A 24,467-nucleotide genomic window follows, 5' to 3' on the forward strand; every position below is an offset into this window, starting at 1 on the left:
GGACGCTCACCGGGGCGGCGGCGCGACCGACTCCCGCTCCATGAGCTCGCAGGCCACGAGCACCGCGGTGCCCAGCGCGGCCACGGCGCCGTCCTCCACGGCGTCGAGGAGCAGCCCCATCGCCGTCGCGCCGATCCGGGCGTGCGGCAGCGCCACCGTCGTCAGCGGCGGCACCATCCGCGCCGCGATGCGTTCCTCGTCGTCGTAGCCGACGAGCGTGAGGTCGCGAGGGACGTCGAGACCGAGGGCCGCCGCGGCGAGGGCCACGCCCACGGCCACACGGTCGTTCGCGCACAGGATCGCCGTCGGGCGGTCCGACCGGGCGAGGAGCCGGCTCCCGGCGCGATACCCGTCGTCGATGTCCCAGCCCACGCGCTGCACGCGCGGCTCACCGGCGACGGCGGTGGCGGCGGCTCCGGGCCCGAGGGCGGCGGCGACCTCCTCCTCGAACCCGGCGATGCGCCGCGCCACGGCCGGCACCGGCGGCCGCTCGGGCGGCTCCGCCCCCGCGAGGTAGACCACGTCGCGGTGGCCGGCGTCGAGCACGGCCCGGGTGGCGGCCCGCTGCCCGGCGACCTCGTCGGGCACGACGCCGGCGCCCGCCCCGTCGAAGCAGTTGGCGAGCACGGTGGGCAGGTCGCCCATGCCCGCGGGGAGCGTGGCGGGGCGCATCGACATCGCCGCGTACACGAACGCGTCCACCTGACGCGCCCGCAGCAGGCGCACGGCCTCCGCCTCGCGTTCCGGGTCGTACCCCGTGTCCATGAGAAACACCATGTAGCCCCGCTCGAGCGCGACGTCGCGAGCGCTCTGCACCAGCTTGCCGGCGAACGGCGACGTCGCGATCTCGTCCGCGACCAACCCGATCGTGGCGGACCGACGCAGGCGCAGGCCCACTGCGGTGGCGTTCGGCTGGTACCCGAGCTGCGCGGCGGCATCCCGCACCCGGCGCTGGTTCTCCGCCGAGATGTTCCCGCCCGCGCGCCCGTTCAGCACCAACGAGACCGCACTCCGGGAGACACCCGCGAGGCGCGCCACGTCGAGCGCCGTGACCTGCCGCTGCATCGCCCACCCTCCCGGCATCACACGTGTGATCCTCGACGCGAGCCTACCTAACGACCCGACGCTCCGACGGGGTCACCCTGATGGTCCCAGCTCCTCCGGCTCGCCGTCGACTACCGCCACCGCCACCGCCATTGCAAGCACATCGGCGTCCGCGGCCACGGAGCAGCTGATCGTGGGCCCGGCGACATCCTCCCCGACCTCGGCAGCGCCCTCGCCGGCAGCCTCGGCCCCGGCCTCGGCCTCGGCGCCAACCTCAACCCTGAGCGTCGCTACCCGAGCATGTTCGAGCCGGTGCACGGCTCTGCGCCGGACATCGCCGGACAGGGACACCTCACCATCGACGACGACGCCGTGGCGGGCAGGGAGCACACCCGAGCCGCGGCCGTGTAGGCGAGGTGGACGAGCGCACCCATAATGGGTACGCTCGTACACACTCCTGTTATCGTGGCTGTCATGACGGACTACTTCGCCGGCGATCCGCGCACGAATCGGGAGCGCATGCTCGCCGGAGATCTGTACATCGCCGACGACCCCGACAGCGGCCGGATCGCGCAGCGTGCCGTGCAGCTCGCCGACGCCTACCACCGGGCCGCGGTGGCCGACGAGGCCGCCGCGCGCCCGCTGCTCGAGAGGCTCGTCGGGCACCTCGGGGAGGGCGCGTTCGTGAAGCCCCCGCTGTTCGTGGACTACGGCGAGAACATCTCCATCGGCGCGCGCACGTTCGTCAACTACAACTTGACCGCCCTCGACGTCGCGACGATCACGTTCGGCGAGGACTGCCAGATCGGGCCGAACGTGCAGCTGCTCACCCCCACGCACCCGATCGACCCTCAGCCGCGACGGGACAAGCTCGAGGCCGCACGGCCGATCACCCTCGGCGACAACGTCTGGCTCGGCGGCGGCGTCATCGTCTGCCCCGGCGTGACCATCGGCGACAACTCCGTGGTCGGCGCCGGATCCGTGGTGACCAAGGACATCCCCGCGAACGTCATCGCGGTCGGCAACCCCGCTCGTGTCGTCCGCGGGATCGGCGACGGCGATGCCGTCCGCTGAGCGGCTCTCGGGCACGCGACGCGGCCGCCGCAACGACCCCGAGCGGCGGGACAGGATCATCGACGCCTGCCTCGACGTGATCGCGGAGGCGGGTGTCGCCGGCGCCTCCCACCGCAGGGTGGCCGAGGCCGCAGGGGTCCCCCTGGGCTCGATGACCTACCACTTCGACGGCATCGAGGAGATCCTCCACGAGGCGTTCGCCCGGTTCGCCACCACGGTCAGCGAACGGTTCGAGAGGCGGATGGCCGATGCCACCGACCCCGAGGCGGCCCGTGCGGCGGTCGTCGCGATCATCCGGGACGACGTCTTCGGCAGCGCGCGCGAGCTCGTGCTGACCCACGAGCTGTACACCCTCGCCGCCCGCGACAGCAGCTACCGCCACCTCACGACCGCGTGGATGGCCCGCAGCCGCGCCGCGCTCGAGCAGCACTTCGACCCGGAGACCGCACGGCTGCTGGACGCCCTCGTCGAAGGCCTCACGTTGCACCGCGCCCTCGACGACGAGCCGCACACCTCGGACGAGGTCGAGCGGGCGGTCGCCCGCATCGTCGACGGATCCGAACGGCGATGACAGCCGAGACCTCCGGCGTCTGATCTTCCCCCTCCCCCAGCGAAAGGACTCGTGCGACCGATGCACAGCCCTGAGACCAGATCCGTCCTGCCGACCGACCGCCGTGCGCGAGCCGCCGTCGCCGCATTGTTCCTCACCAACGGCGCGCTCTTCGCGAACCTCCTGCCCCGGTACCCGGAGATCAAGGCGCAGCTCGGCCTGAGCAACGCCGCCTACGGCCTCTCGGTCGCCGCGTTCCCGGTGGGCGCGATCGTCGCCGGTCTCGCCGCCGCGGTGCTCATCCGCCGGTTCGGCTCCGCGACGGTTGCCGTGGTCGGCACCGTCCTCACGAGCCTCGGCCTGCTCGCGGCAGGGCTTGCGCCGTCGCTGGCGCTCTTCGTGCTCGGACTGTTCGTCGGCGGAGGCATGGACGCCATCACCGACGTCGCGCAGAACGCGCACGGCCTGCGCGTGCAACGCCGCTACGGACGCTCCATCATCAACTCCTTTCACGCCGTGTGGTCCATCGGCGCGGTCCTCGGCGGCTCGATGGCCGCCGCCGCCATCGCGATGGAGCTCCCGATCGGCGTGCACCTGACGATCTCCGCGATCCTGTTCTCCGCGGTGTCCCTCACCGCGCTGCGCTTCTGCCTGCCCGGGAAGGACGACGACGGGGACGAGGAATCGATCGCCGACGTCGACGAGGCCCGCACCGCCCTGCGCCGCGGCGTCAGCCCGCGCACCGTCTTCGTGCTCGTCGCGCTCGTCGTCATCGCGATGACCGGAACCATCGTCGAAGACGCCGGAAACTCCTGGGCCACGCTCTACCTCACCTCGCTCGACGCCCCCGCGGCGATGGCCGCGCTCGGGTTCATCGCCCTCGTCGGAGCCCAGTTCGTCGGCCGGCTCATCGGCGACCGCCTCGTCGACCGGTACGGTCAGCGCGCGGTCGCCCGCACCGGCGGCCTCGTCGCCGCGGTCGGCATGGGTCTCGCCCTCGCGTTCCCGACCGTCCCCGGCACGATCCTCGGCTTCGCCGCCGCCGGCTTCGGCGTCGCCACCCTCGTCCCGGCCGCCATGCACGAAGCCGACGAGCTGCCCGGCCTTCGCCAGGGCACCGGCCTCACGGTCGTGTCCTGGCTCATGCGCCTGGGCTTCCTGCTCTCGCCGACGATCGTCGGCGCGATCGCCGACACGGCCGGCCTCCGTGCCGGACTGCTCGTCGTGCCGATCGCCGGCCTCGCCGTGGTGCTCCTCGCGGGCGTCCTCCAGGGCCGCCCCACGCAGCCGACCCGCACACCCGAGACGGTGGGAGCGCCGGCAGAAGACCTGGTGTGAGCGCCCGGACCCGACCTCCACGGCCGAGGGCGGCGAACCACTCGCCAGAGGACGTCCGACCAGCAACGAACGACGGAGAGGCGGAAGTCATGGGAGAAGATCGCACGATCGTCGGACAGCGTGACGACGGCGACCTCCCTCGGTACGCGGGGATCGCGACGTTCGCGTTGCTCCCGCGGATCGAGGACGTCGAGCACGCCGACATCGCGGTGGTGGGCGTCCCGTTCGATTCGGGAACGAGCTTCCGGCCTGGCGCACGATTCGGCCCTGCGCACATCCGTGAGCACTCGCGCCAGCTCCACCCCTACCATCAGATCCATGACGCGTTCCCGTTCCGGGATCGACAGGTCGTCGATGCCGGTGACGTCGGGGTCGGCCCGTACGGCATCGAGCGGGCCGTCGAGACCATCCATTCGCAGACCCGCCGCATCGCCGCCCGGGGCACGAGGATCCTCGCGCTCGGAGGCGATCACACGATCGCACTGCCGCTTCTTCGAACGGCGGCCGAGGTCCACGGGCCCCTTGCCGTGCTGCACTTCGACGCGCACCTGGACACCTGGGACGTGCTCCACGGGGCGAGCATCTGGCACGGGTCGCCGTTCCGCCGAGCCGCTGAGGAAGGACTCCTCGACCTCGACCACTGCCAGCACGTGGGCATCCGCGGCGGGATCTACGACCCCAGCGAGCTCGACGACGACCGCAGGGCCGGCTTCGACATCATCCGCAGCGAAGCCTTCCAGGACCGCACGACGCAGAGCATCGCAGCACAGATCCGTGAACGCCTCGGATCCGGACCGGTGTACGTCTCGATCGACATCGACGTTCTCGACCCTTCGCACGCCCCCGGCACCGGCACACCGGAGGTCGCCGGCATCACCACACGAGAGCTCTTCGCGGTGCTCCGCCAGCTTGGCGGGCTCGACATCGTCGGCGGCGACGTCGTCGAAGTGGCCCCCGCGTACGACCACGCCGGCATCACCGGGCTCGCAGCGGCGCACACGGCGTGGGAACTACTGACGCTGATGGGGCTCCCCGAGAGCACTACGAACATTCACTAGCGCACTGGAACTGAGAACTCGGATCTGTGCGACCAGCATCACCACAGGTCAGAGAGTTGCGCCAGATCCCACGGGGCGAAACGAGGAAGGCCCTCCGACCGTCGTTTCCGCTGGTCAGAGGGCCTTCCTCATGGGTGGGCGATACTGGGTTCGAAGCAGCGACTTCCGCCACTCTGACCAGCATCGACGATGGTTCTGAACCTGCCGTGGGCCACCAGTGGGCAAACGATCCGCAACTCGTCCGAGCCGGACTCTCAGCTGGAGCGGCGAACGCCAAAGGCGATAGCCGCCAACACCCATCCTAGCGAATGAGGTATGCGGGCCAGCGACACTTGACGAGCTCGACGGTTCCGAGTGTGACCGCGACTCATCCCCCAGGCACCAAGCGATCATGCGAGAACCGTGTGCCCACCCGACCAGCAGCGAAGTACTACTCTGCGCGATCCCCGAGCGGGGCTCATCGGGCCCGCTCAGCACCGTTCGTCGAGGTCCTGACCTCTGGCGACACCGCACGTCCTGCCACGGTTTGCACGCGTCTGGGGGTCTCACATCGTCTTGACCAGTCCGTACACTTGCCTCCGGACGTCCCATCGATTCAACTCGGCAGGAATGGGGCACACCTCCTCCCCGGCCTGTGGAGTTTCTCGTGATCGGCGGCGACGTCGGCGACGTCACCACCCACCGAACAGCCATCAACCGCGCCATGTGGCGCTACGAGCGAAGCACGCAAGGGGAACGATGTACCTCAGTAGGGTCACGGTGGATGGCTTCCGCGCAAGTGCCGATCAGCAAATGACGTGCACCTTGCCCGGCAGGTTCTCGGTCCTCATCGGGGCGAACTCGGCCGGAAAGTCCACGATCAGCGAGGCTCTGTACCTCGCGCACCCCCAGACGCTTACCTCTGCGGGACGACTCTCAGCTGCCACACTGGGGCGTGGCCGGCGCGGCGTCGACGTCGAATACCACTTTGAGGCCGATCTATCACGAGAAGGACCGCTCGGAAAGCACCTCCAGAACCGCAGCGGAGCAGGGCAGCCAGGGGACCGCGCAGGCGCCTGGACCCGCGAGTTCCAACGCCGGCTCGGGAGAGTGCGCGCCCAATCCATCATCGGAGACCGCGGCGTCGCCGACAGCATTCGGATGGTCTACCTACCTGCCTCCCGCAACCCGCTCGACGACCTCGCTCGTCGCGAAGCACAAACCCTCATCGAGCTGCTACGCGCCCAGCAACAGCGCATCGACGGCACCAAGAACCTACGCGACCTGCGCGGCCGCGCCACAGGCCTACTGGAGGCCCTCACTCAGCACGGCATCATCGCCGACATCGAAACCCGCATCGCCAACCACCTGCACGCCCTGACAGCCGGAGTCACCCGCCAGACACCCCACATTCGTGCGCAGGTCGTCGACGACACATACCTCGCTCGCGTCCTCGAAATCATGCTCGCCACTCTCGAGGGACGCGACAACGCCCAACCCCTCGAAGTCACAGGCCTCGGCTACGTCAATCTGCTTCACATCGCCGTCACACTTGCCGCGATCCCTGATCCCACAGCTATCCCCGTCGTCTCCACAACGGAGGGGGGTCCTGGCCCCGCGCCGACGAACCCAAGCAACCCAGACGAGGCGGCAGCGGCACGTGCGATCCTCGAGGACGCCCACGAGGTCGCCGAGATGCAGGAGGATTCCTTCTACCCCGACGGGCCGTTCCATGCCATCGTCGTCATAGAGGAGCCCGAGGCCCACCTGCACCCTCAGCTGCAGTTCGCGCTCGTCCGCTATCTCCGCCAGGTCGTTCGCGAGCGTCCCGAGATCCAGGTAGTCATCACCAGCCACGCGAACGACATCATCTCTGCGTGCGAGCCGGACGATCTGGTCCTCCTGCGACGTCGCGGAGATCACCGCGTGAGCGTCGCGCTGAAGGACCTGCCCCTAACACCTGACCACAAGCGCAAGGTGCGCCTCCACATGGATGCATCACGCTCGTCCGCCTTGTTCGCAGAGCGCCTCCTTCTGGTCGAAGGGGTTACCGAGGTCGCCCTCATCCGCCAACTGGCCTACCTCTGGGCTGCCAACGACGCCGAAAAGCGGGCCTTCGTCGACGCGCTGACCATCGTTGCGATGGGCACCAAGGTCGGCGAGTGGGGTCCTGCGCTGCTCGCAACGCGCGGCAAGGAGCTCTGCACGAAACTTGCTGTCCTGCGCGACAGCGACCTTGAGGAACACGAGACCCCCTCGCTCCCTTCGTGGGCGTCGAAGTACGACCCGAACATCGTGCAGTTCTTCCACAGCCACCCGACGCTCGAGCCTGCCGTTACCCCGGGAAACGAAGAGTTGATCACCGCCGTCCTCCTCGATATGGAAGGTTGGGACGCAGAGTCCCCCACAATGGACAGCACTCAAGTCCACGAGCTCTTCCGCAGCGCCAAGAAAGCCAAGGGCGACCGGCCGGCCCAGCCCGCGGGACCGATGCAATCGCGCAAGGGCGAGTTCGCGCTCGAACTGGCCGATGAGCTACTGCTCGCAAGCGAAACTGACGCCCGCGACGCGGAAGCCTTCCGCGCCGAGCGCGGCTACGCTCCCCCGGTCGTCCCAGCCCACCTCGCCGGGATACTCGAATTTCTCTATCCCCAGCCCCCAATCGAGCCTCTCTCAGGACCTGAGCCCGACGACGCCTCGAACGACGCAGGGCCTACCGAGCCCGCTGCGGGAGCCGGGAACGATGGCAGCGACTGACCCCGTCCTGTCTCGGCTCACCGATCAGCAAACTGTCGCCGCCGCGACCCCACTCCCTCGCGTCTATATCGAAGCCCACCCCGGCTCGGGAAAGACCACCGTCGCTGCTCAGCGCTTCGGCGCGCTCCGGTATGCCCGCACGCCACCTCCGCACGACCGTGGCGTAGTCGCCGTAAGTTTCACCAGAGCCGCGACTGCGGAGCTTCGCCATCGCGTCGAAGTCTCGTGGGGACCGACCGCCCTGTCCGGCCCGCATCAAATCGTCACCCTCGACACCCTCGTCTACGACCTCTTTCGCGACCTACTCATTGGCGGGATCGTCCACTGGCCAGAAGGCCACACCGACCTCGAGATCATTGACACCTGGACGATGCGTCTCGAGCGTTTCTGGACCGTGCTTGAGGTCCGCGTTGTTCTCGATGGAAGCCGCGTTTCTACGCATCGCCAACGCACGGCACGGGGTGCGCACCTTCGGCTTGAGGAGGTGGCCGCCCAACTACAGGCGGGCGTTTGCACCCATGAGGACGTTCGACATCTCTTGGAGGAAGCCCTCGACCTGCCTGGGGCGCGCGACCGCGTTCGACGCCGCCTTGCCCAAACCACCAGCGCACTCATCGTCGACGAGATCTTCGACGCAAACAGCCTCGACCTCACGATCGTCGAGGTCGCTACCGAGGCAGGCATACCCACAACTCTCATCGGCGATCCCTGGCAGGCCCTCTATGGCTTCCGCGGAGCACAGCCAGACCTCGTCCCCGACGTCATCGCCAGGATCGCCGCAACGACATTGCCCCTGACCCAGTCCTTCCGGTGGGAAACAGAAGAACAGGCCGCGCTCGCATCTCAGGTTCGCAGCTCACAACCGAGCAACCTTCCCATGGCAGCAACCGTTGAAACGGACGTCGTCCTGTCGCGCCAGTGGGAACCACTTTGGAATGTCGACGACGCACTTCTTCCACTTGCATTCAAGCCGAAGAACGGGAACACTCCGTATGCCACTGCAACCCTCCTATTGAACGCGCTGACTACTGCTCGGTTCGGCGTATCCGCCACCTACCTCAACGAAGCGCTCATCACTCTTGGAATCACAGACCCTCAGTCGCTGTCTCGCCTTGAAGCACCACTTGGCGACATCATCGCTCTGCTCGCCAGCGACGCTGCCGACGCCGCGAAGACTCTTTGGCCGGAGCTCGTGTCGATCGTGAAGACAGAAGCGCCCCGCTCCATCCCTGAGAACGCCCACCACAACTACTACGCCCGTCTTCGACGGATCGCCGTTCGAGCACAGCAACCGACCTTGACACCCGGGATGACCGTTCACCAGGCGAAAGGCCGTGAATGGCCCGTAGTTGGCGTGCACCTTATCGAGAAGGACGCCGAACACCTCGCCGCCGGGTTGACCAATCAGACGGAGATCGAACGCCAGCTGTATGTCGCCGTCACCCGCGCGCGCCGCCGGACCGTTCAGGTGTAGCCCTTCGTGCGGCGTTGCACACAGGCGCGGGTGATTCCTCCGCGGCCTAGCTGGCTACAGCGCGCCATGCGTCATCGTCCTACACAGTCATATTGACGAAGCCTGCCCCTGAGACCCCCGCGCTCTACGGTGACAACTCCACTACGGCCCCATGAGCGATTCAGTACGAGGCACAACCGTAGGCCTGGGCGACTCCGAGACCCACTCATCGCTGGACCAGAAAGGGTACCCCGGCACAGGCGAGCCTACGCGCGGAACACACCAGGCGATGCGAGGCGAATGACTGCCTCAACATAGTCTCAGCGACGCGATTGGCGGCCGCCCGAAGGCGTCGCCTCCTCGAAAGCAGCCGCGAACCTATTGTGAAGCGCGACGAGCGCCCGTTTACCCGGACTCGTCAGGCGAACGTCCTTCCGCAAGAGTGCATAAGCGATCTCGACCTTACCAGGAGCCTGGACACGGTTGCTCTTTGCCCAATTGGAGAAGCAAGTCGCGATCGGCGTGCCGGGTGTCACATCTGAGGCGCGAAAGCGCTTCAGCTGGCCCATGGCTTCTAGGAGGGAGTTCACGACCATAATGTAGTCATCCCGGTTAACTAGGTCTTCCACTGCGTGGTTCTTTGGCAGCGCGAAAACACGATGCTCGTCGACCCCGGCTGCCCTAAGGGCGTACTTGTGGGCTGCACCGCCTTGGTCGCCGTCTGTCAGATAGACGACGCGTGCCGCCACCTCCTCGACACGGATTCCCGAACCGTGCGCATTGGCGAGACCCGGCGCGACCTGATAGTCGAGGTCGTCGAGACTTGTGGCCTGCCGGATGAGGGTGGGAAGGAGCACCATGTCTGAGGCGCCCTCCGCCAACACTGCGCTTCGACACATGGAAAACGCTGCTGCGCCCGCTCCCATGGCAAACAGCAGTGGCGAGAAGCCCGGCCCGGCCCCATCCCAAAAGTTGTGTTTGAGGATGCTGGCATCCGGGTGCTCGGGGTCGCGGACGACCACCCTGATTCCGGTTCCGAGGTCTGCCGGAAGACAGCCGGGCGAGTGGGTGGTGTAGAAGACCTGCGCGGCATCGACGCTCTTGAGAAGCGCTCCGACTAGGTCGGCTTGCGCGTCGTAATGAAGGTGGGTTTCTGCCTCGTCGATGAGCAAGACTGGCGGGACCGCATGCCCGCCGGATTCGAGAAAGGCCACCAGCGAGACAAACGTCTTCAGTCCGTCGCTCCGCTCGCTCATCTTCGTCACGTCACCATTGCCGTGAAGCTCCTTGATCAGCACTTCGAGTCGCTGACTGTTGACATTAAGACGCACAGCGACCTTGCTCTGGTTCCATGCCGCATCAAAAACGTCTAGGAGCCTGCCGTTGGCCCGCTCCAGGGCCGTCTCACGCTTGGTCGTATCCTGCTGTTGTATGTAGTCCCACATGCAATCCAGATCGAGCCCCGCGATCGAAAGCAGGCGCGTCACGGCGGGTGGGATTTCCCGCTTGTCCGGCTGTATGAGGTACGAAGTCTGCAAGTCGCGGTCCTCATCTCTGAAGAGCACGAAAGATGGCACCCTGCTCTCGACCGCGCTCCAGACCGCGTCTGTCGGGTGTTCCTGGACGACCAGGCTGTGGACTTCGTCTAGCATCCTGCCCAGCTTTGCGTCCCTGGCCCCCTTCCGCCCGGCCGGGGTTTCCTGTAACCACTTGGAGAGCGCGATAAGGTCCTCCACACGCTCTTCGGACCATGCGTCGTCTGGCTTGGCGAGCATTTCCGAAATGGTTTCGGCCCAGTCGACCGCGTCGCGTTCGACCGCGTCTGAGGCCGAGGTAAACTGCGACGCAAGCTTGGCCTTTGCTGTGCTGAGGCGCTCGGCAGCCACGACAAACGGCCTGGCGGGCCGTCGGGGATTCGGGCGAAGGTCGTATATTTGCCTGCCGTCACGCTTCTTGTAGAGGACAAGCGACGTAGGCGGGTTGTCCATCGGGACCGACGAGAAGGCCTTCTTGTCACCGTCCTCGAACTCGAAAAAGACCTTCACAACAGACGCATTGTCGGACGCGGGCGGACGGGATCGGTTCTCGTCAGTTGGGGGAAGCTCGCCGCCGATAGAGAACCATTCGAGCGCAGAGAGCAGCGACGTCTTGCCCGCCTCGTTGAACCCGACAAAGGCGGTGATAGGGCCGTCAATGGCGGTCGCCGTGTCCGCAAGGCGCCGGTACCCCATGAACTCGATCCTGCTGACACGCATCACGTCTCCCGTCGCCGCGGCCCCTGTTCGGTGAGCGCTCGCGTGACCGGTTGGCCGCCAGCACCCCGACTACCGGACGAGTCTTGCAGGCGGTGGGGACAATCCTTCACTTCGACATGGCCGCGCGTCCTGGGTGATGAGAAGAGCGAACTGCGCACTGCGTACTGCGTACCGGGGCACCTTCCATCCGTTCCGAGCCTCCACTCGAGCCTGGGCGCGAGGCATCTGGTGGGCGATGGCCCGTCGGCGCGACGAGGATGCGACTCATGGCCTCAAGGTGACGGGGTAGCATCGCGCCGCGCCGCGCGCTCGCGTCCCTCGGGCAGACCAGTCTGCCTTCGGGACAAAGGAGTCTTTAGATGGCTGCCTGAGCATCGCTGCGAAGTCGGCGCGCTGGGTGATCGCGTCGGGCTGGGGCGGCACCGTGCGGCGTTGGGGCTCCAGGACCGAAAGTTGTCGATGGAACTCGGGGTTGGACTGAGGTGTCATGACGCCGAACACTGTCCGGCAGTGACGCACGCCACCGGGACCTCTTGCAACCAGCGACTCCTCACCGGTCGCGACGAGCATTCGGCCGTCGGCTACGCCCTGGCGGGTCGCGCGGGCAAGGCGCAGGTCGACGTCGTCGAGCGCCTCCACGAGTCGTAAGGCCTGCTCGGCGGTGATCGTCGCCGTCCGCGCGACCTGGTCGGTGGCGACTGTGCCGTAGGCGACGGCGTACAGGCCGTTACCGAGTGTCCCGCTGACGTTGCGCATGGCAGTGACAAGTCCGGCGTAGACGTTGCCCCGGACGGTCAGGGCCGCCGCGCACTTGGTGTCACCGGCCGCCAGCGCAAGCTTGCTGGCGAGTACCGAGAGCTTCCACTGGGATCGGAACAGGATGCGCAGTGACAGGGGGCGCGGGAAGTCCGCGTCGATCACGGCCGAGAGGTTCTGCAACGCGGTGATCGCGCTGTCGACGGTTCCGCCGGCTGCGTCGAGCTTTGACTCGGGCCGATAGCCGATGCGGTCGACGGTGAAGCCGTCAGGGGTGATCTGCCGCGCGATCCACTCGTTGAAGAACCTCGTTGTCGCGCTCAGCCCTCGCATGTTATCCCCCGATGTGGCGCGTGAGGGCCGATCGGTTCTGACCCCCTTGGTGCCGGCGAGCCCCTGCCAGCCGGGCAGCCGTCCGTGCCGGTCGTCCAGTCGGATGAGTGCGCGCAAGACGTCGGTGACGTCCTTGAGGACGACGTTCCGTTGCTCGGGGGTGATCTGCGCAAGCAACGGTCTGAGTTCGCGCTCGCGTGCGAGGAACCCCGCGACCGCGCCGCGCCGCCATTGCTCGACGATGGGGTTCTCTTGTTCGGTGCCGAGCTCGATCGCGTTGGCGAGCCGCCCGCCGGGCAGTTGGTCGCGCTGCGGGACGGCACGTTCGACCCAGCGCAGCCAGGTCGAGGGGCGCGGAGAGTCCCCCAGCATCCCAGCGGTACAGGCACGGGCCAGGTCGGCGACATAGAGAAGGATGACGGCGCGGTAGCGCTGGATGAGGTCGGCTCGCTCGCGGAAGCCGTCCAGCGGCGCACCGCGTGAGGGGTGCTTGCCGCCGAGTTCGTAGTAGGGCCGGGTGTGGCCGAGCAGCTCCGTCAGGGAGTCTCTCAGCTGTCCGGCCACGTCGCCGTACGTCATGGCGTCGCCTCTGACCGCACGACACCGCGGTCCGCGGCCCAACTCGCGTCGAGCAGTTCGCCCGCACGGAGCAGGACGACCGGGTCGAGACCGAAACCGCTGAGATTGCTGATGGCTTGCCGTGCGGCGGTGTACATCGCGTACCGGCTGATACAGCGCACCGGCAGCGCGACGGCGAGCTGGCCCGGCGGATGCAGGGAGTCGATGAGGTCCAGCACGTCCCAGTAGTCGTGCAGGTGCCCCGCGTCGGTCGCCTCGGCTAGCGCACAGAGGTTGGAGCGGGCGACCTGGTACGTCAGATAGTGGCCGAGCAGCATGGGCTCGCCGCCACGTTCGACGGCGGCCTCAGCCGGGCCAGTGGGGATGGTCATCGCGGTTCTCCCATTTCTCGGGCACGCCGACGGCGGTCCTGTTGTCAGGAGGAAGGTGTGCGCGCGGAACCGGGCGAGCTACGCGGCGAGCCGCCGACGGCGGCGTCGCGGCAACGGGCTCCGCGACCGCACACCGCGCGGTAGACCCAGACGAACGGGCTGCGGATGGCGACGTGGGCGAACTTGATCGCGTTGAGCGCCGCCCACAGCGTGGGCACCCACCACCAGCTGGTGCCGCCTGCGCTCAGGTGTTCGCCGCTCCAGGTCATGGCCAGGTAGTACAGCGGCGTCAGCGCGGCTCCGACGGGCAGGCCCCATGCGATGCCGCGGTCGGTGTCGAGCCAGCGGACCAAGTGGTTCGTCGGCATCCACGCCTGACAGAAGGCGTGACACCGCCGCGCGAGCGTGAACCAGAATCGGAAGAGGAGGTAGAAGAACACGAGATCGCTCCCTTCGAGCCGGGCCGGCTCGCGGTGAACCGGCCTCGTGCCGAGAGTGCGCGCGGAAATCCTCCCGCGGCGCGGACAGCCGTCGAACCTGTGGACAAGGCGCTCTGGGTCCTGCGGATCGCCGTCGTTCCTGCCGTGAGGGCGACCGAAGGCGCGGCCCTGTCCACAGGTTGCTGACCAGGGGTTTCGGTGCCGGGGACGTCCGCGCACGCTGGGTCCCATGGGTCTGGTTCCGAGCGATGGCAGGCGGACGCTAGAGGGTGCGCCCGTACGCGTGCGCGCCGTTCGAACCCCCCACGCGGGTCTGGGTGAGCGCCTCGGCGCGGCGCAGCGCCTCGGCTGCCCGACGGCGGTCGCGTTCCTGGACGACGGTCCGCGTCGAGGCGCCGAGCGGCGCGTTCCCGGTGACGCCGTACCGGTCGCGGTAGGCGGCGATCACGCTCAGTTCGACCAGCCACTGCTCGCCGTCACCGGCGCCCGCGGGCCGGTCGCCGACGCGACGCACCCACGGGGCGCGGTCGCGGACGGCTGCCTCGGCGAGGGTGCGGGCGCGCGTCTCGATCAGCTCGCGGCGTTCGGCCAGGGCCCGGGCGGTGTCGGTCGGCAGCGGCCCGGAGGCGGCGGGGATGAACCCGGCGACAAGGTCCGGCGACGTTCCGCGGGCGGGTCGTCCGGCGGCGCGGGCGAGGCGTGCGGACAGGGCGGAGGCGACGTCGTCGGCGTCGAGCAGGCTGCGCTGGGCGACCAGGCGTGGCAGCAGGGCCGCGACGTCGTGGCGGTTGGCCTCGGCCCGGCGGAGTTCTGCCATGAGGACGGCGAACGCCTCGGACTCGATGACCTGCCCGGCCTCGGCCGGCGTAAACCCGCCCGCACGAACGAGAGACTCCGTGACGAGGGCGGTCCAGCGGTCCCGCTGCGCGGCGGTGGCGATGGTCTCGTACTCGGCCGCCACCTGCGCGATGCCGGTCCACCGCTCCTGCTCGGCGGCGGTGGTCTCGTGCGCGGACAGCTCGAGACCGGAGTGGTTGAGCACCCCGAACAGGACCGTGCGGGCGGAGACGTCGTCATCGATCGGGATGTCGTGCAGCGGATCGGGCTTGTCCAGAGCGACATACGCGGTGTTGGAGCGGCGGCCGCGGGTCATCGAGACGTACAGGTTCTCGCGGGTGGTCGACGGCGACACGACGACGTGCGCTGTGTCGACGGTCAGACCCTGGGCGCGGTGCGCTGTGACCGCGTACCCGAGGTCGACGTGCCGGGCGACGTACTCGGCGGGCAGCGCGACGGTCCTCCCAGTGCCCCCGGTGCGGCGGACCTCGAGAGTCCCGTCCCGGCCGACATGTGTAACGGTCCAGCGATCACCGTTGCGAACCCAGCTTCCGTCGTCCGTGCGCAGCCGACGATGGTTGCGGCGCGTGATCACGACGTCGCCGGCCGAAGCGCGCTCCTCGTCCCGCAACGCTACCTCTCGCTCCGCCGACGTGACGCCGGACCGTATGCGTTCGGCGCGGGCACGTTCGTTCAGCTGTCGCACGGACTCCGCGGCCTCGGTGACGAGGATCGTGGAGCGCCCCGCGCGCAGGTCCACCTGCCAGGCCTCGTAGGCGGTGTCGATCATCGCCTCGGTGGTCCCCTCGTAGAGGCGGCCATGGCTCTCGTACGCGTCGATCGCGGTCACGTCGCCGTCCCGCAGGGCCAGGGAAGCGACCTTCTCCCAGGCGTGAACGAACCGGCGTACCTCAACCAGGCTTGGCACCTCGCCGTCGCGGGCGGTGACGAGCATGGAGAACGCTCCCCCGGCATCGACGGACTGCAACTGGGCGGGGTCGCCGACCAGGACGACCTTCGCGCCCGCCTCCGCGGCATGTGTCGCGATGACGTCGAGCGTGCGGGTCGAGGCAAGGGTGGCCTCGTCGAGGATGACGAGCTGGCCAGCGCGAAACTCCGCCCGGCCGCGACGGTGGTCGTATATCCACTTGGCCGTGTTGTCGCACGCGATGCCGAGATCCTCGGCGAGCACCTGAGCGGCGGCGGCCGACGGCGCCATCCCGACCACCGACCCGGCGCCGTGCTGCACCGTCCAGGCACGAAGCAGCGCGGCCATCGCGGTGGACTTGCCCGTGCCCGCCGGACCCACCAAGAGGTCCAGCTTCCGGCCCGAGATGAGGACCTGCGCGAGCGCCGTGGACTGCTCGGCGTCGACCACGACGCCGTCCACGCGGCTTCCGGGGACCGCCTCAAGACTCCCGCTTGGGACGACGAGGCGTGCGTCGCGGTCGTCCGCGAGCGCCAGCAGGCGGTCCTCGGTCGCGAGCACGTGCTGGCTGGAGAAGTACGTCGAGTGGCGGGGGCGCAGGGTGCTGGTGCCGTCGTCGCGGCGCATCGTGGCCGGGGTGGAGGCGATCTCGCCGGGGGTGAGGGGGACGGACTGGCGGGTGGCGGCCTCGGTGATGAGTGCGACGACGGCTTCGCGGTCCTCGACGGTCTCGAAGCGCCATCCCATCGTGCGGCGGGAGGCTTCGGCCCACAGGTTCCAGTGCCGCCATGTCGACCGCTTCTCTGCCACTGCGTCGACCACCTGAGCGGCGACCTGGTCGATCATGAGCATCGGTACCGATTCGCGGGTGAGTGCCTGCGCCGGCGTCGTCCTTGTGATGAGCCGGCGCGCCCGCTCGGTGGCGTCGCCGCGCAGGATGGCGCGGGTACGCCGGCGCCAGTCGTCGGTCAGGTCGGACAGAGCGTGGATCGTCTTGTCGGGTCGCGTGTCGAGTGTGGCGTCCGCCCGCATGCGCACGATCTGCCTGTCCGACGGACGGTGGCCGTGCTCGCGCTCGTAGTCGTCGATCTTGGCGTCGGTGGCGACGTCGATGTCCCGGGCGCGGGAGGAGAACTCGCGCACAAGGTCTTCGCCGACGCCGTCGATCTCCCATTGCGGGTTGCGGCCGTCGCGTTCGCGCCGCTCCCACGACAGACCGAAGGTGCCGGTGAGCCGGTCGGCAAGGACGGCGTTGTGGTATTCGGACAACGCGACGATGGCGTGGTGGACGGCCTTGGAGTCCAGGGTGCGCCATCTCCCGTCGTGGGCGGTCAGGACCTTGTTCGACACGACGACGTGCGTGTGCAGGTGTGGGTCGTTGGCGCGCGAGTCCCAGTGGTCGTAGGCCGTGGCGGCGATCCCGACGACGGGCATCCGCGCGGTGCCGGCGTGCCCGACCCGCGTCGCGGCGACCTCACGCTCGAAGAACTCGAGTACCTGCGCGACGGCGGCGTGGTGCGCCTCGACGATCAGTTCCTGGGTGTTGGCGTCGGCCACGCCCCACAACACGGAGACCGACTTCGGCACCGAGAACGTCAGGTCGAACCCTGCGGTCGCGGTCTGCGGGCCCCGGGCGGCCTCCTCGGCCTGGACGCGGATGACCTCGGCGTCGAACTCCTCGGTGGGCAGCGTCCGGTCCACTCGCGCGGTTCGAGCGGTGGTGCGCTCGGCGACGGTCGGGTACTCCCGGAACGGCTGACCGAGGTTCGCTCCGCTCACGGGATCGCTGCCGCGCCCCAGGAGGGTCTGGAGCTGTGCGCGAGTGACCGCCATCCCGGGACGCAGCTCGCCGTGGCCGAAGTAGGCGACGCCCTTTCCCATCCACACTCCCGGCGGTGTCCCTGCCTCGGTGAAGTAGCGCGTGAACGCCGTCGCCTGGGTCGCGTCGCCGTCCGTCTGCACGACCGAGCGCAGCAGGTAGCCGTAGCCCTTGCCGGCCGAGAACACGCGCATCGAGACGGTCACATCGCCCAGGTGTGCGGCTCGACCCGCCTCGGGTGCCAGAGGCGTCGGGACCACGGATCGGTGCGTACGGGACCGGCCTCCTGCGCCGGCGACGCCGCCCGCACACCTACGTTCCGACGCCGGCCACTGGTGTTCCAGAGCGGACGGCAGGACACCGTTCGGATTGCAGGGCAAGGAGAGTGATGGCATACCTGGGCAAGTACTTCTTCACCCGCGCTGGTCGCGGTGACGTCGTGCATGTACCGCCCGAAGGGGTGCGGTGCTCGGCGAAGGGCCTCGCAAGAATGCGCCACTGGGGACGAGCTGGGACGCCGACGACAGCAGTACTGCTGCTAGCCGTCCTTGCCGCATGCACCCCAAGCACCGAGGCCTCCCCCATACCCACCCCGACCACGACGTCGGCGGCAAGCACGCCCACGTCGGAGCCGTCGCCCTCGCCGATCTCCGACTCCGAGGTCGCCGCACAGAACGCAGCGGGTCTGGTCCACGAGTACTACCAGGTCCTCGACCAGACACGTGCCGACCCCGATGAGCCCCTGTCGCAGCTCGAGTCCGTGGCCATCAGCAAGGACCTGAGCGTCTGGGAGCAGCAGATCAAGCGCGACCGCCGCGACGGCTACCGGCAGACCGGCGAGACGAGGCTCGTCGAGGTCGACGTCGGGTCTGTCAACCTCGACAACTCCGACCCTGACGCCGGCGTCGTGCCCACAGTCCAGGTCGACGTCTGCTACGACGTGTCCGACGTCGACGTCGTCGACTCCGACGGGACGTCGGTCGTCGCCGCCGACCGCGCAGACACCGGGCGGGTCCGCCACACCGTGAGCAACTACTCCTGGGACACCGACCCCGACGACGGGTGGCGGGTCTCCACGAGCGTGGATCTCGAGCAAGCACCATGCGACCCCGAATCCTGACCCAGGTCCTCGTCTTCGTGATCGCCTCCATCACGGCGGTCCTGCCGCCCACGGCCCCAGCACACGCTGGGGCACCGACGTGCGAGCGCAAGGACCCAAGCACCGGCCGGTGTCTTGTTACGGTCGTCGTCCCACCTCGCCAGGACGAGAACGCCCAGCCGGTCTCGGGCTCCACGAGGGACCCCGACGGCAAGGTCGGGGCGAAGGATTCCGGGTCGGGATCGCCGTGCTACTTCGACCCGTCGAAGCAGGGCTTCACCGCGGTGAAGGCGGGCCCGGTGCCGTGCAAGAGCGACCTGGGGTACTGGTCGAACGCGCACCAGTGCTACATCCGGGTGCTGGATCCTCAACCCGGCCCCGACGACCCGGCGTGGCAGGGCCACTCTCCCCGCGACGACGGCGCGGTCTACGGCTGCCACCAACCGCTGCCGATCGACATCGACGTGTACATGTGGCTCGCCGCTCCCCCGGACGCGTCCGGCGCGGGCCCGTCCCCACGTCAGGTCGCGCAGATGGCCGTGGACGAGATGGACCTGCACGCCATCACGATCGGCATCGCCCCCAAGCCGGGCGACGGCTCGGTCGGCATCGTCGGGATGCCGGTCTGGATGTGGGCCTCCCATCCAGGTCCGAGCAATCTCGGGCCGACCACGGCGTCCGCATCCGCCGGCGGCATCACCGTCACCGCCACCGCCCGGGTGCAAACGATCAGCTGGAACATGGGCGACGGCAACACCGTGACCTGCGACGGCCCGGGCACCACCTACGACACCAGCTACGGCACCGAGCCGTCGCCGGACTGCGGACACACCTACACCACGACCAGCGACCAACGACCCGCCGGGAAGTTCACGGTCACCGCGACCTCGGACTGGGTCGTCACCTGGGAAGGCGCCGGACAGACCGGCACGATCCACATGGACGGGCTGAGCGAGAGCGTGCAGATCGCCGTCGGAGAGGCACAGGTACTCGTGACCAACTGACACGCACCACCGAAAGGCGCCTCGTCCAACGGGGCAGGCAAGAGGGGTCGACGATGACCAACACCATCACCCGCGACACAGCGAACCAGGACCCGGCTCCGGCCTTGGGCCCGCCACCCAAGCTGCGCCGCCGGCCCACCGTGATCGCCATCGGCCTGGTGGTCGCCCTGGTCTCCAGTCTGCTGGTGGGGTGGATGTGGATGCGCGCCAACGACCGGGTCGAGGTCCTGGTCGCTGCGAGTGACGTTCCGCGCGGGGAGGTCATCGACGCCACAGACCTGCGCACCGCGCGCATCAACCTCGACCCCGCGATCACTCCCCTGGCTGCCGACCGCGCCGACGACGTCGTCGGTCAGCGTGCCGCGACCGACATGGTGACCGGCAGTCTCCTGACCGATGCGATGCTCGAGACCGAGACGCTGCCGGCGGACGGATCCTCCCTGGTGCCTGCAGCCCTGCCGGCCGAGCTCGCCGCCGGGCTGGACCTGCAGGCCGGGGACCGGGTCAAGGTCGTCCTCACCGGTCCGGCCGGTCAAGAAGCCGTGGGCAACCCGACATTCACCCCCGCCGAGGTCGCCGGCGTCGACGTCTCTCCCGAGACCGGCGGCACCGTGGTCTCCCTCCTGGTGCCCGAAGCCGACGGGCCGGTCCTGGCGGCTCGGATCGCGGCCGGGAACTTCTACCTGGTCCTCGACACCCGGGAACGGTGAATGAGATGTCCGTCATCACCCTGTGCTCAGCCTCCGGCTCCCCCGGCGTGACGACCACTGCCGTCGGCCTGGCCATGGTCTGGCCCCGCCCGGTCTTGATCGTCGAGGCCGATCCGTCTGGGAGCAACGGGCTGCTGGCCGGATACCTGCAAGGAGCCAGCGAGTACGAGACCGGGCTGCTCGAGCTCGCGTCCTCCCCGCTGCCGATGCCGGACGCACTGCGCGACGTCGTGCGGTCCCTCGATCCCACCACCCGCGCAACGGCAGGCTCACCGGTGAGCTACCTCGTCGGCACGCAAACACACGGGCAGGCTGCCGGGTTGCGCGACCTGTGGACGCCGCTGGTCGAGGCATTGGCCGACCTCGAGCGCGGCGGCCAGGACGTCATCGTCGACGCAGGACGCCTCGGACTGATTGGGTCCCCCGAACCTCTGCTGTCGTGGGCGGACCTGACGCTCCTGGTCACCCGGTCCACGTTGCCCGCTCTGGCGGGCGCGCGGACCTGGGCCGACGACTTGCGCGCCCGGGACAGCTCATGGCGCCAACCTGGACTGCTCGTGATCGGCGAGGGCCAGCCCTACCGGCGACAGGAGATCACCAAGGTGCTCGGCCTGCCCGTCGTGACGACGATCGCCGACGACGAGGAGGCCGCCAAGGTGTACCACCGCGGCGCTCGCCCGCCCAGAAGGTTTACTACCGGTCCGCTCTCGCGCAGCCTGCAGGCCGCGGCAGCAGCCATCACCGGAGCGATCGCCCGCCACCGCGAGGATCTCACCCACGACGTCACCGCCGGCGGCACCCCATGACCACCCTTGACAACCCCCGGCAAGGCGCCACCACCGTGACAGGCGAGCAGACTCCGGATGACTGGGGCCTGGTCGCACAGCTGCGGGCACGCGCCTCCCAGCAGCTGTCCCAGGCGGTCAGTGAGCACGACCACCTGACCCGGTCCGCGCAGGAGGAGCTGGGCCGTACGATCATCCTCGACCTGGTCGAGGCGACCCTCGCCGACCGCGTCGACGCCGGCCTGCCCGCTTGGAGCCTGCCCCAGCAGCATCAGCTCGCCAAGCGGGTCTTCGACGCCCTGTTCCGCCTCGGGCGCCTTCAACCGCTCGTCGACGACGACCGGGTCGAGAACATCATGATCACCGGCGCCGACGCCGTGCTGCTCGAGCTCGCCGACGGAACCCTGACCCAGGCGCCGGCGGTCGCCGACTCCGACGAGGACCTCGTGGAGTTCCTCGTGTTCCTCGCGTCCCGCTCCGAGGTCAATGCCCGCGAGTTCTCCGAGTCGCACCCGACCCTGCACCTGCGCTTGGACGGCGGGGCGCGGCTCGCGGCCAGCGCCTGGGTGTGCCCGCGTCCGCAGGTCACCATCCGGCGCCACCGCCTGGTCGAGGTCACCCTCGACGACCTCGTCGCCCTGGACATGCTCACCCCGGTCGCCGCATCCTTCCTCGCCGCCGCGGTACGGGCACGCCGCTCGATCGTGGTCTCCGGCGCCCAGGGTGCCGGCAAGACCACCCTGGTGCGCGCCCTGTGCGCCGAGATCGACCCGTGGGAGGCCATCGGCACGTTCGAGACCGAGTACGAGCTGCACCTGCACGAGCTACGTGAACGCCACCGGGTCGTGCGCGCCTGGGAAGCCCGGCCCGGCACCGGCGAGCTCGGCCCCGACGGGCACCGGGCCGGGGAGTTCACCCTGGACGAGGCCCTCGTCGACTCCTTCCGGTTCAACCTCTCGCGCCAGATCGTCGGGGAGGTCCGCGGCCGAGAGATCTGGGCCATGATCAAGGCCATGGAGTCCGGCACCGGCTCCATCTCCACCACCCACGCCTCCGGCGCCGTCGCCGCGATCCGCAAGCTCGTCACCTGCGCCATGGAAGCCGGCCGGCACGTCACCCACGAGCTCGCCACCTCCAAGCTCGCCGCCACGATCGACCTGATCGTCCACCTCGACATGACGACCGAGCCCATCACCGCCCCACCCGGGGAGGGCACAGCCGGTTCGGGCCGGCCTGCCGCAACCCGGTCCGTCCGCCGCCGACGGGTCGCCGAGATCGTCGCGGTCGCCCCCGGCGAGCACGAGACCGGGTACGCCACCACCGACGTCTTCACCTCGACCAGGCCGACCGCGTCGCAGGGCCCGGTAGGCCCGCGCGGCCAGCTGGCGCTGGCCAGGCCGGCGGTCCTGCCCGACGACTACCGCGACCTGGCCGCCTACGGGTTCGACCTCGCCGGCTACTTCGCCAACCAGAACGGGCACACCACCCCGAATGGGGAGGCCCGCTGATGCTCCCGCTCGTCGTCGTCCTCGGTGCCCTGATCGGCGCAGGGCTCTTCCTGAGCATCCTTGGGCTGATTCCACGACCACCCGCACCGCCGCGACCGGCGACATCGCGGGTGCACGTCGATCGGCGGACCCGGATCCTGCTCGCCGCCGGGCTGGGCGGCGGCCTGCTGGCGTGGTGGGCCACCGGGTGGGTGCTCGCCCTGTTGATCGTGCCCGTCGCGGTCCTGGGCCTGCCGACCCTGATGTCCACTCGCAGCGCGAAGGCGGAGATCGCCCGCCTCGAAGCGATGGAGGAATGGACCCGCTCCCTGGCCGGAGTCCTGACCGTCGGGATCGGCCTCGAGCAGGCGATCATCATCTCGATGCGGTCGGCCCCGGGCCCCATCGAACCTGCACTCAACCGCCTCACGGCCCGGCTGCGCGCCCGGTGGCACACCGAAGACGCCTTGCGCGCGTTTGCAGACGATCTCGATGACGCCACCGGTGACCTCATCGCCGCCAACCTCATCCTCGCCGCCCGCAAGCGCGGCAGCGGCCTCGCCTCCGTCCTGGAGGGGCTGGCCGAGTCCGTCGCCGACGACGTGCGAGCCCGCCGACAGGTCGAGGCCGACCGTGCCAAGCCCCGCGCCACCGCCCGCTGGGTCACGATCATCTCCGCGAGCGTCCTGGTCGTCCTGTCCTTGGCGTCCACCTACACAGCGACCTACGCGACCCCCGTCGGCCAGCTCATCCTCGTCGTGCTGCTCACCGCCTACATCGCCACCCTGGTGTGGATGAAACGGATGGCCACCGGCAAGCCCTGGCCCCGCATCCTCGTGGACACCCGCGAAGGAGCCCACCCATGAGCTCGACCCTCGCAGTGATCATGGCCATGACCGCTGTCGGCGCCGGAGCCCTCGTGGCCGTGCTTGCGCGGTTCCTGCCCGCGCATGTCGACCTCGGCGACGCGTTCGACCGGATGACCCCCACCCGCCACCGGAGGATGCAGCCCACCGCGGGCACCGACACCACTGGCAAGGAACGCCTCGGCCTGTGGGCCATGCGCGCCCTGCCGCCGGCTCTATGGGTACGCACCCCGAGCCGGGAGCTCGCTCTACTGCGTATCCCAGTGGCCCGGTTCTACGCCGAGAAACTCATCTTCGCGGCCCTAGGGCTCGCGATCCCGCCCTTCCTCGTCGCCCTGTTCACCCTCCTCGGTCTGCAGCTTCCCATCGCCGTCCCCGCCGTGGCTGGGGTCGCGGTGGCCGCCGTGATGTTCTTCATCCCGGACTACAACGCCCGCGATGACGCCACCAAAGCGCGGGCCGAGTTCCGCCGTGCATTGGCCGCCTACGTCGACCTCGTCGCCACCGAACGCCACAACGGCGCGGGCACCCGGCAGGCCATGGAGAACGCCGCCGAGGTCGGCACCTCCTGGGTCTTCACCCGCCTGGCCGAAGAGCTCCGTCGCTCACGCTGGTCCGGCATCCCACCCTGGGACGCCCTGCGCTCACTCGGCGACGAGCTCACACTGCCCGAGCTCGCCGACTTCGCCGACATCATGCGACTGTCCGGCGCCGAAGGCGCCTCCGTCTACGCCAACCTCCGCGCCCGCTCAGCCGCCGTACGCAACGCCATGCTCGGCGAGGAACTGGCCGCCGCGAACGCGGTCGGCGAGCGCATGTCGATCCCCGGCTCCGTCCTCGGGGTCGTATTCATGGCGCTCCTGCTTGCACCCGCATTCCTCGGCATGCTGCAACCCACCTGACCCCGTGAAAGGAGCCACCCATCCCATCCCTGCCTGTCAGCCG

Annotated in this window: 19 protein-coding genes and 1 pseudogene; 14 read left to right on the top strand and 6 right to left on the bottom strand. The window is 69.1% G+C overall.

The window, feature by feature from the left end; translation table 11 throughout:
* Nucleotides 1–6: 6 nt before the first annotated feature.
* Nucleotides 7–1,065 carry a LacI family DNA-binding transcriptional regulator gene (locus tag ACWF41_RS18370; RefSeq protein ID WP_380321224.1) on the bottom strand — a complete coding sequence of 353 codons (1,059 nt, stop codon included), beginning with the start codon at nt 1,063–1,065 and terminating at the stop codon, nt 7–9.
* A 183-nt stretch (nt 1,066–1,248) separates the two neighbouring features.
* On the opposite strand from ACWF41_RS18370, the pseudogene ACWF41_RS18375 reads away from it, so the two are divergent.
* The 7 genes and pseudogenes from ACWF41_RS18375 to ACWF41_RS18405 all read left to right on the top strand — a co-directional run.
* A pseudogene (locus ACWF41_RS18375) lies at nt 1,249–1,392 on the top strand (isocitrate/isopropylmalate family dehydrogenase); the annotation flags it as partial.
* Nucleotides 1,393–1,518: 126 nt separating this feature from the next.
* Entirely contained in the window at nt 1,519–2,118 is a 600-nt protein-coding gene (locus ACWF41_RS18380; RefSeq protein WP_380321227.1) for a sugar O-acetyltransferase, read from the top strand.
* Nucleotides 2,105–2,689, top strand: a complete 585-nt coding sequence (locus ACWF41_RS18385; protein ID WP_380321230.1) for a TetR/AcrR family transcriptional regulator — start codon at nt 2,105–2,107, stop codon at nt 2,687–2,689. Before ACWF41_RS18380 ends, ACWF41_RS18385 begins: the two co-directional genes overlap by 14 nt.
* Before the next feature lie 60 nt (nt 2,690–2,749).
* Nucleotides 2,750–4,006: an MFS transporter gene (locus ACWF41_RS18390; protein WP_380321233.1), complete on the top strand. Its 1,257-nt coding sequence runs from the start codon at nt 2,750–2,752 to the stop codon at nt 4,004–4,006.
* 89 nt (nt 4,007–4,095) lie between these two features.
* Nucleotides 4,096–5,064 carry an agmatinase gene (gene speB, locus ACWF41_RS18395; protein ID WP_380321236.1) on the top strand — a complete coding sequence of 323 codons (969 nt, stop codon included), beginning with the start codon at nt 4,096–4,098 and terminating at the stop codon, nt 5,062–5,064.
* Between the two features lie 1,089 nt (nt 5,065–6,153).
* Nucleotides 6,154–7,800, top strand: a complete 1,647-nt coding sequence (locus ACWF41_RS18400; protein WP_380321239.1) for an ATP-dependent nuclease — start codon at nt 6,154–6,156, stop codon at nt 7,798–7,800.
* Nucleotides 7,787–9,274, top strand: a complete 1,488-nt coding sequence (locus ACWF41_RS18405; RefSeq protein WP_380321242.1) for a UvrD-helicase domain-containing protein — start codon at nt 7,787–7,789, stop codon at nt 9,272–9,274. Before ACWF41_RS18400 ends, ACWF41_RS18405 begins: the two co-directional genes overlap by 14 nt.
* A gap of 299 nt (nt 9,275–9,573) precedes the next feature.
* Here the strand turns inward: ACWF41_RS18405 and ACWF41_RS18410 are convergent, their stop codons facing one another.
* The 5 genes from ACWF41_RS18410 to mobF all read right to left on the bottom strand — a co-directional run bounded on the left by ACWF41_RS18410 (nt 9,574) and on the right by mobF (nt 17,765).
* A complete protein-coding gene (locus tag ACWF41_RS18410) occupies nt 9,574–11,508 on the bottom strand; it encodes an AAA family ATPase (protein WP_380346872.1) in 1,935 nt (644 codons plus the stop codon).
* Between the two features lie 264 nt (nt 11,509–11,772).
* On the bottom strand, nt 11,773–13,176 hold the full coding sequence (locus ACWF41_RS18415; protein WP_380320342.1) for a hypothetical protein: 1,404 nt from the start codon (nt 13,174–13,176) through the stop codon (nt 11,773–11,775).
* Nucleotides 13,173–13,547, bottom strand: a complete 375-nt coding sequence (locus ACWF41_RS18420; protein ID WP_380320339.1) for a hypothetical protein — start codon at nt 13,545–13,547, stop codon at nt 13,173–13,175. The genes ACWF41_RS18415 and ACWF41_RS18420 overlap by 4 nt, the downstream gene beginning before the upstream one ends.
* Before the next feature lie 44 nt (nt 13,548–13,591).
* Nucleotides 13,592–13,987, bottom strand: a complete 396-nt coding sequence (locus tag ACWF41_RS18425; RefSeq protein ID WP_380320336.1) for a hypothetical protein — start codon at nt 13,985–13,987, stop codon at nt 13,592–13,594.
* Nucleotides 13,988–14,249: 262 nt separating this feature from the next.
* The gene (gene mobF / locus ACWF41_RS18430; RefSeq protein ID WP_380320333.1) at nt 14,250–17,765 is read right to left on the bottom strand and encodes a MobF family relaxase; all 3,516 of its coding nucleotides are present in this window, start codon (nt 17,763–17,765) and stop codon (nt 14,250–14,252) included.
* Between the two features lie 194 nt (nt 17,766–17,959).
* Between mobF and ACWF41_RS18435 the strand changes: the two genes are divergently transcribed.
* The 7 genes from ACWF41_RS18435 (at nt 17,960) to ACWF41_RS18465 (ending at nt 24,424) form a co-directional block, all read left to right on the top strand.
* On the top strand, nt 17,960–18,691 hold the full coding sequence (locus ACWF41_RS18435) for a hypothetical protein (protein WP_380320330.1): 732 nt from the start codon (nt 17,960–17,962) through the stop codon (nt 18,689–18,691).
* The gene (locus tag ACWF41_RS18440; protein WP_380320327.1) at nt 18,673–19,674 is read left to right on the top strand and encodes a hypothetical protein; all 1,002 of its coding nucleotides are present in this window, start codon (nt 18,673–18,675) and stop codon (nt 19,672–19,674) included. The genes ACWF41_RS18435 and ACWF41_RS18440 overlap by 19 nt, the downstream gene beginning before the upstream one ends.
* 53 nt (nt 19,675–19,727) lie before the next feature.
* The gene (locus ACWF41_RS18445) at nt 19,728–20,384 is read left to right on the top strand and encodes an SAF domain-containing protein (RefSeq protein WP_380320324.1); all 657 of its coding nucleotides are present in this window, start codon (nt 19,728–19,730) and stop codon (nt 20,382–20,384) included.
* Nucleotides 20,385–20,389: 5 nt separating this feature from the next.
* Nucleotides 20,390–21,190, top strand: a complete 801-nt coding sequence (locus ACWF41_RS18450) for a hypothetical protein (protein ID WP_380320321.1) — start codon at nt 20,390–20,392, stop codon at nt 21,188–21,190.
* Nucleotides 21,191–21,225: 35 nt separating this feature from the next.
* Nucleotides 21,226–22,677 (top strand): CpaF family protein, encoded by a 1,452-nt coding sequence (locus ACWF41_RS18455; protein ID WP_380320318.1) that lies wholly within the window; start codon nt 21,226–21,228, stop codon nt 22,675–22,677.
* Nucleotides 22,678–22,787: 110 nt separating this feature from the next.
* A complete protein-coding gene (locus tag ACWF41_RS18460; protein ID WP_380320315.1) occupies nt 22,788–23,522 on the top strand; it encodes a type II secretion system F family protein in 735 nt (244 codons plus the stop codon).
* The gene (locus tag ACWF41_RS18465; RefSeq protein ID WP_380320312.1) at nt 23,519–24,424 is read left to right on the top strand and encodes a type II secretion system F family protein; all 906 of its coding nucleotides are present in this window, start codon (nt 23,519–23,521) and stop codon (nt 24,422–24,424) included. Before ACWF41_RS18460 ends, ACWF41_RS18465 begins: the two co-directional genes overlap by 4 nt.
* Nucleotides 24,425–24,467 lie beyond the last annotated feature (43 nt).

It is taken from the genome of Isoptericola sp. NPDC055063 (assembly GCF_053608125.1).

Bases quoted from the DNA above. Each gene is read 5' to 3' on its own strand.
- ACWF41_RS18380 (WP_380321227.1), top strand. From the start codon at position 1,519: ATGACGGACTACTTCGCCGGCGATCCGCGCACGAATCGGGAGCGCATG.
- mobF (WP_380320333.1), bottom strand. From the start codon at position 17,765: ATGCGCGTGTTCTCGGCCGGCAAGGGCTACGGCTACCTGCTGCGCTCG.
- ACWF41_RS18445 (WP_380320324.1), top strand. From the start codon at position 19,728: ATGACCAACACCATCACCCGCGACACAGCGAACCAGGACCCGGCTCCG.
- ACWF41_RS18370 (WP_380321224.1), bottom strand. From the start codon at position 1,065: ATGCAGCGGCAGGTCACGGCGCTCGACGTGGCGCGCCTCGCGGGTGTC.
- ACWF41_RS18465 (WP_380320312.1), top strand. From the start codon at position 23,519: ATGAGCTCGACCCTCGCAGTGATCATGGCCATGACCGCTGTCGGCGCC.
- ACWF41_RS18405 (WP_380321242.1), top strand. From the start codon at position 7,787: ATGGCAGCGACTGACCCCGTCCTGTCTCGGCTCACCGATCAGCAAACT.
- ACWF41_RS18415 (WP_380320342.1), bottom strand. From the start codon at position 13,176: ATGACGTACGGCGACGTGGCCGGACAGCTGAGAGACTCCCTGACGGAG.
- ACWF41_RS18390 (WP_380321233.1), top strand. From the start codon at position 2,750: ATGCACAGCCCTGAGACCAGATCCGTCCTGCCGACCGACCGCCGTGCG.
- ACWF41_RS18440 (WP_380320327.1), top strand. From the start codon at position 18,673: ATGCGACCCCGAATCCTGACCCAGGTCCTCGTCTTCGTGATCGCCTCC.
- ACWF41_RS18410 (WP_380346872.1), bottom strand. From the start codon at position 11,508: ATGCGTGTCAGCAGGATCGAGTTCATGGGGTACCGGCGCCTTGCGGAC.
- speB (WP_380321236.1), top strand. From the start codon at position 4,096: ATGGGAGAAGATCGCACGATCGTCGGACAGCGTGACGACGGCGACCTC.
- ACWF41_RS18450 (WP_380320321.1), top strand. From the start codon at position 20,390: ATGTCCGTCATCACCCTGTGCTCAGCCTCCGGCTCCCCCGGCGTGACG.
- ACWF41_RS18385 (WP_380321230.1), top strand. From the start codon at position 2,105: ATGCCGTCCGCTGAGCGGCTCTCGGGCACGCGACGCGGCCGCCGCAAC.
- ACWF41_RS18435 (WP_380320330.1), top strand. From the start codon at position 17,960: ATGGCATACCTGGGCAAGTACTTCTTCACCCGCGCTGGTCGCGGTGAC.
- ACWF41_RS18420 (WP_380320339.1), bottom strand. From the start codon at position 13,547: ATGACCATCCCCACTGGCCCGGCTGAGGCCGCCGTCGAACGTGGCGGC.